Source organism: Bacillus sp. TCT6, from assembly GCF_056033845.1.
On sequence record NZ_JBVYHX010000001.1, the window covers coordinates 2,725,056 to 2,738,392 of the forward strand.

13 protein-coding genes are annotated in these 13,337 nt (G+C 34.3%); 4 read left to right on the top strand and 9 right to left on the bottom strand.

All coding sequences use genetic code 11. The annotated features are described in order from the left end of the window. Positions 1-6: 6 nt before the first annotated feature. Complete coding sequence (gene ppsA / locus AC0ONG_RS13995; protein ID WP_474203598.1) at positions 7-2,613, bottom strand: phosphoenolpyruvate synthase; 2,607 nt, start codon at positions 2,611-2,613, stop codon at positions 7-9. 503 nt (positions 2,614-3,116) lie between these two features. On the opposite strand from ppsA, the gene AC0ONG_RS14000 reads away from it, so the two are divergent. After that, a complete protein-coding gene (locus tag AC0ONG_RS14000) occupies positions 3,117-3,962 on the top strand; it encodes an MBL fold metallo-hydrolase (RefSeq protein WP_000368266.1) in 846 nt (281 codons plus the stop codon). A 268-nt stretch (positions 3,963-4,230) separates the two neighbouring features. Here the strand turns inward: AC0ONG_RS14000 and AC0ONG_RS14005 are convergent. From AC0ONG_RS14005 to cotF, 4 genes are all read right to left on the bottom strand, one after another. After that, a protein-coding gene (locus AC0ONG_RS14005; RefSeq protein WP_154213651.1) for an IS3 family transposase occupies positions 4,231-5,585 on the bottom strand; the annotation gives its coding sequence in 2 pieces (ribosomal slippage) (positions 4,231-5,132 and positions 5,132-5,585; 1,356 coding nt in all). 85 nt (positions 5,586-5,670) lie between these two features. Next, a complete protein-coding gene (locus tag AC0ONG_RS14010) occupies positions 5,671-6,504 on the bottom strand; it encodes a cytochrome c oxidase assembly protein (RefSeq protein WP_001063503.1) in 834 nt (277 codons plus the stop codon). After that, positions 6,497-7,000, bottom strand: coding sequence for a DUF2243 domain-containing protein (locus tag AC0ONG_RS14015; protein ID WP_000256786.1), 504 nt, complete (start codon positions 6,998-7,000; stop codon positions 6,497-6,499). The genes AC0ONG_RS14010 and AC0ONG_RS14015 overlap by 8 nt, the downstream gene beginning before the upstream one ends. A gap of 342 nt (positions 7,001-7,342) precedes the next feature. Further along, positions 7,343-7,822, bottom strand: a complete 480-nt coding sequence (gene cotF, locus AC0ONG_RS14020; RefSeq protein ID WP_000121389.1) for a spore coat protein CotF — start codon at positions 7,820-7,822, stop codon at positions 7,343-7,345. 518 nt (positions 7,823-8,340) lie between these two features. Here cotF and AC0ONG_RS14025 point away from each other — a divergent pair. Beyond that, positions 8,341-9,099 (top strand): YqcI/YcgG family protein, encoded by a 759-nt coding sequence (locus tag AC0ONG_RS14025; RefSeq protein ID WP_000178296.1) that lies wholly within the window; start codon positions 8,341-8,343, stop codon positions 9,097-9,099. Positions 9,100-9,190: 91 nt separating this feature from the next. After that, positions 9,191-9,817, top strand: coding sequence for a LysE family transporter (locus AC0ONG_RS14030; RefSeq protein ID WP_000510856.1), 627 nt, complete (start codon positions 9,191-9,193; stop codon positions 9,815-9,817). 52 nt (positions 9,818-9,869) lie between these two features. Here AC0ONG_RS14030 and AC0ONG_RS14035 read toward each other — a convergent pair whose 3' ends face one another. The 3 genes from AC0ONG_RS14035 to AC0ONG_RS14045 form a co-directional block, all read right to left on the bottom strand. Continuing rightward, complete coding sequence (locus AC0ONG_RS14035; protein WP_000128224.1) at positions 9,870-11,213, bottom strand: amino acid permease; 1,344 nt, start codon at positions 11,211-11,213, stop codon at positions 9,870-9,872. Positions 11,214-11,227: 14 nt separating this feature from the next. Then, a complete protein-coding gene (locus AC0ONG_RS14040; RefSeq protein ID WP_000872954.1) occupies positions 11,228-11,380 on the bottom strand; it encodes a hypothetical protein in 153 nt (50 codons plus the stop codon). Positions 11,381-11,548: 168 nt separating this feature from the next. Beyond that, positions 11,549-11,761, bottom strand: coding sequence for an alpha/beta-type small acid-soluble spore protein (locus AC0ONG_RS14045; RefSeq protein ID WP_000069660.1), 213 nt, complete (start codon positions 11,759-11,761; stop codon positions 11,549-11,551). A 274-nt stretch (positions 11,762-12,035) separates the two neighbouring features. On the opposite strand from AC0ONG_RS14045, the gene AC0ONG_RS14050 reads away from it, so the two are divergent. After that, a complete protein-coding gene (locus tag AC0ONG_RS14050; protein ID WP_000680463.1) occupies positions 12,036-12,512 on the top strand; it encodes a YndM family protein in 477 nt (158 codons plus the stop codon). A 35-nt stretch (positions 12,513-12,547) separates the two neighbouring features. Here AC0ONG_RS14050 and AC0ONG_RS14055 read toward each other — a convergent pair whose 3' ends face one another. Continuing rightward, positions 12,548-13,063 carry a DUF3231 family protein gene (locus AC0ONG_RS14055; protein WP_000512139.1) on the bottom strand — a complete coding sequence of 172 codons (516 nt, stop codon included), beginning with the start codon at positions 13,061-13,063 and terminating at the stop codon, positions 12,548-12,550. Positions 13,064-13,337: the final 274 nt, after the last annotated feature.

Genomic DNA, 13,337 nt, shown 5'->3' on the forward strand with positions numbered 1-13,337 from the left:
TTTTACTTACAACACTTCAATATACCCTTCTGTTCCATGTATCCGAATTCGTTGACCGTCTTTTATTCGTTTCGTAGCATTCTCTACTCCGACGACTGCTGGTAATCCATACTCACGTGCAATTACTGCTCCGTGCGTCATAAGCCCACCGACTTCTGTTACTAACCCTTTTATAGAAACAAACAAAGGTGTCCAGCCAGGATCGGTAAATGCCGTAACTAATATATCTCCCTCTTCCAAATTCGCGTCTTCCATATTTAAAATAACGCGTGCTCTCCCCTCAATCACTCCAGAAGAAACAGGCAAACCTACTATTGCTTCAGCTGGGAGATTTTCTCGTTTATATTTACCTGTAATGATTTCTCCATCAGACGTCATAACTCGCGGCGGCGTTAGTTTTTCATATAATTTGTACTCATTTTTTTGCTTATGAATAAGCTCGTAATCTAGTTTATTTGTGCGGACGACTTCGTGAAGTTCTTCAAAAGTTAAGTAGTATATATCATCGACTTCATGAATGACCCCGCTCTGCACAAGTTGCTTAGCTTCTTTCAATAACGCCTGCTTATATATAAAATAACGATTAATCATGCCGTATTTTGGATATTCACGATAACCGATACAATTACGGATGTTGCGAATCATTCGCTTCGTTTCTTCTACTTTTTGTTTTCCATCCGGCAAGTCTTGTAATCGATCTACTAACTCTTCTTCTTTTTTCAAAGCTTCCTGTAGTCCTTCTTCAAACTTTCGCTTACTAGCGCCAGCTTCAAAGTCTCTTATATTATTTAAAATCATCGGGATAATGATTGTTGGCTTTTCACTCCAGCGCGTTTTCGTAATGTCGATTTCTCGGCTGCATCTCATTCCATATTTGCTTAGAAACGCCTCGATTGCATCCCGAACTTTTTCCCCGCCTTTAAACTGAACTAATTCATCTAAAAAGCTGTCATCTTCTACATGCTGTAAATACGCAATGACTTCTGGATACGGCCGAATCACATCTGCAACATCTAATAATGCTAAACCCATTTCTGAAGTAATATTATTTTGTACGGATTGAGAAAGTGTATCTGCTGCATTTTTTTCACCTAGCCATTGCTCCATCTTTTCATTCATCCATGTTGAAGCATTCATACCAGCCATAATAACAGCTATACTTTGCGGGTTAAATAATACTTTCTTTAATTGCTGGATGTCTTGCAAAATAAAATCAAATACATCCACACCTGATTTCGTTTGCATGTTTCGTTTTAACTCTTCGATCGATTCTTGACTATTCTGTATTAAATTCGTAACGATTGCCGTATTATTTTCGATTTCTGTTTGCGAACTTGCAGGTTGCTTACTTTTACTAGCACTCTTTCCTTTTTCATCATCCGGTAACAATTGAATAAAATCATCTCGCTCGATTATAGTCGTTAATGCATCTCTTACGAGTGGATCCGATTTTCCTAAAGTGTTTATTAAGTAATCTCTGCTAGCAGGTAAAGCTAATTGTTGCGTAGCATCAACAAATAACCTGCCTCCCGCTTTACGCATAGGAGCACTAGTCGTTAACAAGAAAAAAGATAACCCAAGTGGTTTCATCGCATCGGTCATCATTTGTTGGTGACCAACCGATATATACACATGATTTTCCCCATCATTTACTCCTGGAATTGGATATAAAGTCGTAATCGGCCTGCTTTGGACTATATAAAATGTATCATCAACTAAACACCATTCAATATCTTGCGGACAACCAAAATAAACTTCGATTTGTCTTCCGATGCGTGCTAGTTGTAAAATTTGTTGTTCAGTAAGTGTTTGAACTTTTTGCTGATTAGGAGCAATTTTCTTTGTCTCTGTTCCGCCTTCTTTTCGTCCATAGATGGCTAATTTTTTCGTTGCGATGACCTTTCCGACGATTTCATCTTCTTTTACCTTATAATTATCGGCAGAAACCAATCCAGATACTAGCGCCTCGCCAAGTCCAAAGCTGGCATCGATTGACAACACCTTCCTATTCGAAGTAATCGGATCGGCAGTAAATAAAATCCCTGAAGCCACAGGGAAAACCATTTTTTGAACGACAACACATATAGAAACTTGATTATGATCAAAACCGTTTTGCATTCGGTATATAACCGCTCGATCTGTAAATAAAGAAGCCCAGCATTTTTTAATATGCTGCAAAATGCTTTCTTTTCCAATAATATTTAAATACGTATCTTGTTGACCAGCAAACGAGGCATACGGTAAATCTTCAGCAGTAGCACTCGAACGCACTGCATACGCATGTTCATCGCCAAAGCGAGAGAGATGATGAGCTACTGATTCCACTACATCAACTGGAATTTCCACCGCCATAATGACTTCTCTAATCTTCTTACTAATTTCACAAATTTGACCTCGTTCCTCAATTTTTAGCATCGTTAGCTGCTGCAACAAAATTTGAAGCCCTTCATTTTGCTCGATGGCCTTTTCATACCCTATCGTTGTAACACAAAATCCTTCTGGCACTTGTATCCCTTGAATGTTGGATAACTCCCCTAAATTCAAACCTTTTCCACCGACAAGTGAAAGGTACGTGTTTTCTATTTCCTGAAAATCGAGAACGAAAGAACTCATGTAACATCTCTCCTTACTTTACTTGTGTTCTTGATTGTATCAGTAGTAAATGAGAAGAAACAGTCTATTTCGAACTTGATTTACATGATATAATTAAGTTAGGAAGAGATAATCTTTTTTATTTATCCCCTCGAATTCACTTCAATTATATCTCCAAACTTAAACATTCTTTGATTATGAAAAGCATCGATACAAGTAATCGTCTTATTTAATGGATTTATATCAGCTACTGTTATGTAATTTTTGTATAAACTTACATTATAATATCCAGATGAATCTTTTATTAACTCGTAATCCCTCCTCAAAAAATAGTAGAAACTACAATTGTAAAATCAATATTTCCTGTTTGCACTTTATATAAATTGATATGAATCTCTCTTAATTCTAGGACTAAATTATTGTTTTTTAATCCCACATTAATTCTTTTCTCAAATTCGCCAAAATGAATTTTCAAGATTAGGGAACTATAATGTCGTATTAAAATATATTAAGGGGGAGAAAAATTGGACAATGAAATGAATTATGGAAGTGATTACAAGTTTATTCCAGCAACTTCAATTGAAAGTGGTCATGGCATTGAAGTATTGCCTGATTTATTTTGTTACACGATTCAAATCGTCAATATATGCTTTGCTGGAAATCCTGAGACCAATGATTTTGTTTTAGTTGATGCTGGAATGCCTAAATGTGCAAATAAAATTATCTCTATCGCTGAGGATCGATTTGGTACCAATAGTCGCCCAAAAGCCATTATTTTAACTCACGGCCATTTTGATCATGTTGGGGGAATAATTGAACTCATCAAGTATTGGGATGTTCCCGTCTATGCACATCAGATGGAGATACCGTTCCTGACCGGACAACAAAGCTATCCAGAACCAGACCCTACAGTTGAAGGTGGTATGGTAGCAAAAATGTCTCCTCTGTTCCCAAACGAACCAATTGACTTAGGAAATAACGTAAAAGCGCTACCTACCGATGGAACTGTTCCCCATATGCCAGAGTTTAGATGGATTCATACACCAGGACATACTCCAGGGCATATTTCATTATTCCGAGAAAAAGAACGAACTTTAATTGCTGGGGACGCTTTTGTTACAGTGAAACAGGAGTATCTGTATAAAGTAATAACTCAAGAACAGGAAATAAGCGGTCCGCCTCGTTATTTAACAACAGACTGGAAAGCCGCTAAAGAGTCAGTTATTAAGCTAGAGAAGTTAAAGCCTCTAACCGCTGTTACTGGACATGGGATACCGATGTCGGGTGAATTGCTATCAACAAGCCTCAAAACACTCGTTCAAGAATTTGATAAAATCGCTTTACCCGATTATGGAAAATATGTAGACTAAAAGATACATTAAGCATGAAAATAATTTTTATTCTTATATTTAAGAAACAAAATCAAAACGGAAAAAATTATTAAGTTTAATAAAAAACACTGTACTTAGGCAACATCTCTATTATTAGAATAGAACTACGCCTTGTGAATAAAACTCGATATTCCTCAAATACTATCTGTAGTATAAGCCCGCTTCTTACCCAGGTTGTACTTCTTACCATAAAAAAGAGCAGTCATAATAATGAAGTGACCCCTAAAAGTTAGACACGGTTATTTCATTAGGCAGCTTGATAAAAGTGAGTCCGGTATTGTACCGGGCTCATTTTTAATTTTGCCTTAATCCGTTTCGTATTATAATAATCTATATATTTTTCTAATTCTATTTTAAAGTGCTCTACATTTTCAAATTCTTTTATGTAGAGGAACTCCGATTTCATAATCCCAAAGAAATTTTCTATTACTGCGTTGTCGTAACAGTTGCCTTTTCGAGACATACTCTGGACGATAGCTCTTGATTCAAGAGTACGGACGTATTGTCTCATTTGATAATGCCATCCTTGATCCGAATGCATCAGTAGCTGGTGCGTTTCAGGTAAACGTTCCAATGCTTTCTCTAACATGTCTGAAACAAGCGAATACGTCGGTCTAGAACCAATTGTATAGGTAATAATTTCACCATTATACAAATCTAATACAGGTGATACATACAGTTTTTCTCCAAACAATTTAAACTCTGTGATGTCTGTTACCCACTTTTGATTCGGTGCATCTGTATGAAAATTACGCTCTAAAATATTAGGTGCAATTCTACCGACTTTTCCTTTATAGGATTTATATTTCTTCATACGCACAACACACTTTAACCCAAGCTCTTTCATAATGCGCTGAACCTTCTTGTGGTTCACTTTCTGGCCACGATTCGTTAATTCATCACAAATGCGACGGTAACCATAACGACCTTCATTTTCCTCATAAATCGCTTTAATCTCAGCTTTCAAATCGGCATCTACATCTGGACGATTCATTTTCTTTACTAAATCATAATACGTGCTTCGAGGAATAGTAGCTAGCTCCACGAGTGCCTTCACCGAATATTTATGCCTTAATTCATAGACTACTTGCGCTTTGTCTTGTTTTGTGACTTTTCCTTGTTTCGAACTAAGGCATTTAACTTTTTTAAGTACTCATTTTCCATCTCAAGCTGTTTAATGCGCGCTTCAAGTGCTTCGACTGACCCTTCAGCTAAAGGTTGTTTTAATTGTTTATTTGAATCTTTTTTCATGGATGGACGCCCCTTTTTCTTAGATTGAAGGGCATCAATTCCTTGTGTTTCGAGCTGTTTTTTCCAAACAGAAATCGTTGAAGGGGCAGGAATATTAAAGATAGCTGCCGTCTCAAATAAGGACATACCGTTTTCAATCATAAAGTTTAGTACGTCTAGTTTAAATTGTTGTGTGTAATTTGTACATCGTTTTAGAAAAGCTTCCAGACCATTCTGTTTATATTGGTTTACCCAATTCAAAATGATTGTGTCACTTATACCGAGCGATCTACCCATTTCTCGATAACTTTCATTTCCGTTCAAATAACGTAGAACGATTTGTATTTTTTCATCAGCTGTAAATTTAGCCATAGAAAAACTGCTCTTTTTACTTTTAACATACTTTTTTTAATTTTGTTCATACCATACTTAATCCATAATACAGTTTAACTAAATTTCATTTCAAAGTTTTTAGTTTCAAAAAATCCGATACATCCCATGACCTTACTACATTATTAACTTTTGTTCGCTGTCTGCTACCCCTAGACCATTGCAAACAAAGTATAAAAATAAGAACAATATCAACGAAATCGCCGCCATAATACATCAGCACGCCCCCAATTTCTGCTTGTTCAGTAACTACACCAGCAGGCGGATGAGCATATATGTATTTTGATAATATCCCATGACCAGCTGATGCAATTATTAAAATAATTGATCGGTACATATAGCTATACCTATGGGATATTAAATCAACATAAATCATTGATGTGGTAAACAGATATCCTGCAATAAAAACGTGGAAATGTATGAACAAATGAAGAAGTATACTTTCGTGCATCATCGAGTATAAGCTAGTCGTATAGAGAATCCATAGTCCTCCTAAATTAAGCAAGGTTGCGATAATTGGATGAGTAAGAAGTTGTAGAGGCCTACTCTTTAGTATCCTTGAAAGACGTCGCGCTGTTCTCACATTGAACGTTCGTAAAAAAAGAGTCATTGGAGCGGCTAATGCTATAAAAATTGGAGCAAGCATCCCAAGGAGTAAATGCACAAGCATATGCACTGTGAAATCATTATGAGCACGATGAGCTAAGGGCCCAACAACTGCTATTGCCACACAAATAAGTCCTAAAATCCAGAAGACACTTCGATATAACGACCATCGTTTGTAATGGCGATTTGATAAAATCGTGGCTACTATATAAATTATTAACATAATTAAAATGAATACGAATACTAAAATATCCAGTACATTCCATATTTCATGATGAAGATGGTTATTATTCATTTAAGCTTTTACCTCTCAATAATCTTTCATCAGTTCTTGTCTGAAAAACTAGCAGAATGCCAATTAAAAGCATTACAGTCGCAATTATATTCCATATTACGTCGTAGATAAGAACATTATCTACGTATCGAATCTGATGTATTTTCATTAGTTTGTGTTGAATTATACCGTCATATAATTGAAATCCACCACTACCAAGCATTAATCCGCTCCACCATCTTTTCAACCAAAATGCATTTCTACGGCGAAGATCAGCAACCATAAACAAGGAACCAATCGTTGCAAACCAACTAAAAGCATGAAAAAGACCATCTGAAATGAGTCCAATATCTGTTGTAGATTTATCATAGAAATGGTGCCAATGTAGCAGTTGATGAAAAATAGTTTCATCTATAAAAGCTACTAACCCTAGCCCAAACAAGATACCTGACCATAGATTACGGGTCAAATAAACAGAAGAGGTTAAATAGCTTGTATTATCGGTTTTGGTAACCATTAAATCCTATCCTTTCCACTAATGTATATTCTTATTTTTCCCAAAAGAAAAACGTGCTAAACATACTTAGTACCAAAGGAAAATAACATTCAATTAGATGTATCATATAAATACTTATTCTCAAGCGTATTTAATATTTTATTAAAACTCACTAAAAAAGCTTTAAGTGGTTCACCATTCTAAAATAGAGCTAGTATAATTTCTTTAACATTTTAGAATCAATCTATCTTTTTAGCATTTAATCAATTTATTAACAATGGAAATTACCATATAGTCTTAACTATTTGATCCTCTATAAATAAACTATAGTTTTTCTCTAATGATAATTTCCAAATCTTCATTTTAATATTGCATTTGTATTGCCTTTTGCACATTTTGAACATCATTTTTTAATAGTTGCTTTAAATCATAAGCTGGATAGTAACCACGCTCATACATAAAGTTAAAAACCTGTGCATGTAATTGTATAGCATCATTTATTTGACGGGTTAAAACTTCTCTAAGTCGCGGCGTTGCAGTTTCGGTAATCGCTATTGCATAGTTTCGAACAGATGTCTTTGCTAATCCAAGTAAATCTCCAGCGTAAAATCCAGTGTCATCACGATGCTGCGATTGAAATCCAGGAGCATAAGGATAAAATTGTACTAACTCTTGTAGATTGTTTTGGATGGCATTTATAGCTTTAATATATAACGATTGAAGTGCTTGATTAGGTACATTCCTAACTGATTTTTTTAATTTGATTAAACCGTTTGCTTGAAATGCTACTAATTCATGTAACTCCAATGTTTCATGCCAAGCTAGCTGATTAGGATAAGACATAGACGTTCCCCCTTAATATTCATTCATGCTACACTATGCAAAAAAATTCAAAAAGGGCCTATACTACATGAATTCATTTCAATCTAATTCATGATTGCTTATTATCCTTCTATGTTAATCACAATAAAGTATCCTTAATTCCTCTTCCCTACTTTTTTATATCCTTAATTTTGATTTTCAAAATGACTTCTTCGCCTTTACAATCTATAAATTTAATTTTTTCTTCCTTAAAAATCCCCATCATAATACATCCCTTCTTGTTTCGTTATAAACCATATTAGTTAGAAAATATAAATTTGAACATTGTACCTACATATTCCTTATATATTTTTCAAATTTTATAGCTACTTAAATTTATACGTTATTAAAGATCAACTATTAAAGTAACTACATTGAAGGGGATTCTTCATTAAATCATATTATTTTTATAGATTAAAAAACAATTATTCTAGTCGTGTTAGTCACCTATTCTTAAATAATTAATAGGTTATATATTATGACTTAGGAGGGATAAAAAGATGACTATGCTTTATAATAAAGACTCTTTACAAAAAAATATTATTACCCTTCCACATTGGCAACGAGAAGCTTTCCGTTCTTTTAAATTAAAAATGACAGATAAAGATAAACCTTTCCCTTGTATACCAGCTCAACACGGCTTTACAGCAAATCACCTCAGGTACGGATTTATTGGTGATCCTAGAGATACGAATACTAGCGAGGATTTTGCTGCATTACTTAAAGAATATACTGAATGTTCTAGAGACACAGGTCAATACGCCTCACTCATTGTTTTTATTCATACACCAACAGATTTAAAGCAAGAAACTACCGTTGAGGATTTTGAACATATTTATTGGTCTCTACTTAATACAACTAGCCGTTTGGACGAGATGGAATGGCCTATGCACATTCCAAATGATCCTATGGAAAACACTTGGGAATTTTGCTTTCATAATGAATCATATTTTGTTTACTGCGCTACACCTGCCCATGTCAATAGACAAAGTAGACATTTTTCATGTATGATGCTTGCTTTAACTCCTAGGTGGGTTTTACAGGGAATTATGAATTCTGAGAAACGCAGTAGAAAACTAAAAAACTTAATACGTCAACGTCTAGCCGCTTATGACAAAGCTCCTATTCACCCTTCTCTTAAAGATTATGGTGAAAAAGATAATTATGAATGGCAACAATATTTTTTACGTGATGATGAAACAATTCCATCCAAGTGTCCCTTTTCTCGAATAATAAAATACTTGCATAAAAATAAGTAACCCACTCCACTTTTTATTATTTAGTTGTACAAACTTTAACCACTGAATAGATTTAATATAGATCAAATTTAGTGGGAGGAGCATATCATACGTGGGCATATTTTTAAGCTATGTTTTCTTAGGTTTATCATTATCTGCTCCAATGGGGCCTATTAATGCTGCACAGTTAGAAAAAGGTATTAGGAGTGGTTTTTTTCACGCTTGGATTCTTGGCATAGGAGCCTTACTTGCAGATGTCATCTACATGGTACTTATTTATTTAGGTGTCATTCATTTCCTCGAAAAAGATATTATAAAACTTTTCTTATGGTCTTTCGGCGCTTTTGTTTTAATCTATACAGGTATCGAAAGTTTAAAAAATGCAAATCAAATTAGCATTAGTAATACGAGAAATGATGATTCAGTTATTAAAAGCTTTTTTTCTGGTTTTTTTATGTCCTTATCTAATCCATTAACAATTCTATTTTGGCTTGGAATTTTCGGCTCTATATTAGCAAAAGCCGCTTCTTCCTATAATAAAGAGCAGCTTTTGTTATATAGTTTCGGGATTATTTTAGGCATTTTTATTTGGGATATTACGATGGCAAGTACATCTAGTATATTTCGTAAAATTTTGAATGCACGTATATTGTCTCTTATAACAGTAGTATCTGGAATATCACTTATTATTTATGGATTATATTTTGGTTTTCAAACTTACCAAATCATTTTTCAATAACTTCTATTATTTAGTTCTGACATACTATTCATGGTGTGAAAAGAAAGATACTTCATATAGCTGGATTCCTTTTTCGTGAGACAAAATGAACAATTATAGTAACAATAATAACTATTCCTAAAAACAACAAGCTCACTAAGAAACCAAAACGCGTTGTTTTTTGTAATAGTGTTCCACTAACAGCTAGTGCAATCATAATAAGACCAATAATACTTTTTATCTGCATCCACCCTTTTGGATTCATTAGTCTCCAAAAGGAAAGAAGGATTAAACTCCATGTATATAACAACATTAATCCAGCTGCAGTTGTTACATATTCATATATATTTTTTGGTAGTAATAAAGCACTAAGGATAGAAGCACCAAGCCCCATTATAATAAGAATTAAAGCTGGAAACGAGATATTTTTCTTGTTTTTTTTCGCAAACATCGCAGGTGCATCACCTTCTTCAGCTAAGTTCATTAATACACTTGTCACTGCAAATAATGAACCAACTAACGTTGAAAAACCCGCTAAAATTAATACTACATTTAAAATAAATGGCACATACGGCAAATTATAGTCTTGTAATGCTATTACAAAAGGACTTTCTTTCGTATTAAACTGATTTAACGGAACCATCATAATTGCCAACCCTAAAGAGACTACGTAAATAATCGTTAAAATCATTAACATTACTCTCCCTGATTTTTGTGCATCTTTAGGGTCTTTCAGTCTTATTGTCATTAACCCCATAATTTCGATTCCTCCAAATGCATAAAATGCATAAATCAGAGAGGACCAAGTGCCTTTTAATCCATTTGGGAACCAATCTTTAAAATTCCGTGGAATTTGCGCCTTATATAAACCACCCTTTATAAATCCTAAAATAACCAAAATAGCAATCACAATGAACCCTATAATAGCCGCGATTTTTATAATAGCCATCCATTTTTCTAAACGTTCGAATATTTTTACCCCTATAAAAATAATTAATATAGCCGCTACTCCATATACAGCAGCAAATATCCATAGTGGTATTTTAGGGAACCAGTAACGTGAAAAGATTCCTAACGCACTTAACTGGCTACCCATAATAAGCAACTCCGAACACCAATATGTCCATCCGTGACTAAAACCCGCCCAATTTCCAAAAGCTTTTCTTGAATAAATGCGAAACGATCCTTTTTGCGGATCTTCCACAGCCATTTTTGCCAATGCTTCAAATACAATATATGTAGTGAATCCAGTTAAAATCAAAATAAGAATAATTGAAGATCCACCTATTTTAATCCCTATACTGGATCCTAAAAAAAAGCCCGTTCCTATCGTACAACCAATTCCAATAAGTGAGAGTTGCCACCATTTTAAATCTTTTTTTTCTTTCGTTTCGTTCTTAACATCATGACAGGTCATATTACGATTCTCCTTTATTCATTTTGAGAATGTCCCTCATGATTACTTAAGTACTTTTCAGCAAGCTTTTCAACAACATCAACGACATCATGTGCCTTTATTTTATGGTTTGCTACTCTCTCACTTCCTACAGAAATCTCAACTGTAAATAACGCTTCATATTTCATTTTTTCTGCCCCTTTCGCATCAAATATAACCTCTTATCTTTTATCCTTTTATTTCACAAAAATTCATTATGTATTTAAAACCTCGAGAGTCTAAAAGTTAAACAAATAAAAATGTATGAGAAAGGAGAGACGGCATGCCTCTCCTTTATATCCATTTCATATATAAAATTAACGAGTAACGCCACCGCCAAGTTGTTGCTCAGCTAGTGATACAAGACGTTTCGTAATTTCACCACCAACAGATCCGTTTGCACGAGCTGTTGCATCTGCTCCAAGTTGTACGCCAAATTCTTGAGCAATTTCATATTTCATTTGATCAAGAGCTTGTTCAGCGCCACGTACTAATAATTGATTGCTACTTCCACTGTTATTGTTTGACATGTTCATTCACCTCCTTCTTTCTTTAATATGTTAAATTACATGCTAAAATATATAGCTAATTAATTGGTAATTACGACCGTGAATTCAAAGGTATAATTGATGCCCTTTAAGCCCAACATAATAGTGTATAGGAGAACGAAATACAATATACGTGCCATGGGATATTATAAATAGGCCTCCATCAGAAAATGAAACGGGTTACGCTATATAAAAGCATAACCCGTTTCTAATGAAATATTTTATTCCATATACGTTTAAACAATGGAGGAAAATGATGAAACATATTATTGCTTTATTAATTAAATACACAGCGATAACTGCAGTATTACTTATCGTACTCAGTATCTTTCAAGGCATTTCCATTCCTAGAGTATTACTCATTTCTCTTTTCTTAACAGGAGCTGCCTATTTAATCGGCGATCTCTTCATTTTACCTAAATACGGAAATACGATTGCTACAATGGCAGATTTCGGCTTAAGCTTCTTCGGAATTTGGCTTTTAACATACTTGTTTACTAATTTAGATGCTACTCGTAATATTGGACTTTCTTCATTCTTAGCCGCTTTAATTATTGGCGGAATAGAGGTTTTCTTCCACATTTATATGAAGAGGTTAGTACTGCGTAACGACGATGAATTAAGAAATCACAATCATATTCATCATGATAAATATGCTATGGAAATGTCAGATGAATATATGGATTCTTCTACAATAAATAAATCTAAAGTTGAGGATACATCTAAAAAATAAAAAAGTGGCCAATGCCACTTTTTTATTTTTGTTTATTAAGCTTGATCAGAGTTTTTCACATGTAATGGAGGTGGAACTACCCACCCTTTTTTCTTACTTAAACGCAGTAACGTTACACCTGCTTGCGCTTTTTTCATATGAAATTGTCCAAATAGCATTCCGACATCTTCTCGAAGACATTTTCCCATCACTTGACTACATGTCACAAGTCCAGCTGCTAATCCTGTAGAAACCGCTGCTGCAATTTCTGCATCATTAATACGTGCTCCAGGAGGAATGTCTTCAATAGATGCAACTGGTCGTTCTGGCGGAGCTGGCGGTAAAGCTACGCCATTAACTTTTAAAAGAGTTTTTAACTCTTCTATTTCTGAATTCATATCATTTTCAATTAAGCTTTCTAAAAACTTCTTCAAATCTTCGTCACCTGTATGATTCATAAATACTTGATGGCTTGCGATTCCACCTTGTGCGGCTAGAAGATAACTCCAAATATCAAATACTTCTCCGTAATGTAACGGTTCATTTTGAGGGTTTCCACTTAAAATACCCATTTTTAAATTCCTCCCTTTCGAAAATATCATAATCAATATTGATTTCAATATTGAAATCAAATTTTTAAGTATGCTTTTTCCTGCAAAAGCTTTTCTACTATGCATGGAAAACACCTTTCCAACACTGCGTGTTTATTGTTTAGGAAAGTCGTTTACAAATTAAATACCCAAAGATTATGAAAGAAGATTATCAATAATCTTTGAGTGAGAATCCATTTACTATAAGGGTTTTTATTTTTATACATATACAAAAGAAATTGATTTACATATTCGC

Bases quoted from the DNA above. Each gene is read 5' to 3' on its own strand.
- ppsA (WP_474203598.1), bottom strand. From the start codon at position 2,613: ATGAGTTCTTTCGTTCTCGATTTTCAGGAAATAGAAAACACGTACCTT.
- AC0ONG_RS14050 (WP_000680463.1), top strand. From the start codon at position 12,036: ATGAAACATATTATTGCTTTATTAATTAAATACACAGCGATAACTGCA.
- cotF (WP_000121389.1), bottom strand. From the start codon at position 7,822: ATGTCTTATCCTAATCAGCTAGCTTGGCATGAAACATTGGAGTTACAT.
- AC0ONG_RS14010 (WP_001063503.1), bottom strand. From the start codon at position 6,504: ATGAATAATAACCATCTTCATCATGAAATATGGAATGTACTGGATATT.
- AC0ONG_RS14015 (WP_000256786.1), bottom strand. From the start codon at position 7,000: ATGGTTACCAAAACCGATAATACAAGCTATTTAACCTCTTCTGTTTAT.
- AC0ONG_RS14040 (WP_000872954.1), bottom strand. From the start codon at position 11,380: ATGAAATATGAAGCGTTATTTACAGTTGAGATTTCTGTAGGAAGTGAG.
- AC0ONG_RS14025 (WP_000178296.1), top strand. From the start codon at position 8,341: ATGACTATGCTTTATAATAAAGACTCTTTACAAAAAAATATTATTACC.
- AC0ONG_RS14055 (WP_000512139.1), bottom strand. From the start codon at position 13,063: ATGGGTATTTTAAGTGGAAACCCTCAAAATGAACCGTTACATTACGGA.
- AC0ONG_RS14035 (WP_000128224.1), bottom strand. From the start codon at position 11,213: ATGACCTGTCATGATGTTAAGAACGAAACGAAAGAAAAAAAAGATTTA.
- AC0ONG_RS14045 (WP_000069660.1), bottom strand. From the start codon at position 11,761: ATGTCAAACAATAACAGTGGAAGTAGCAATCAATTATTAGTACGTGGC.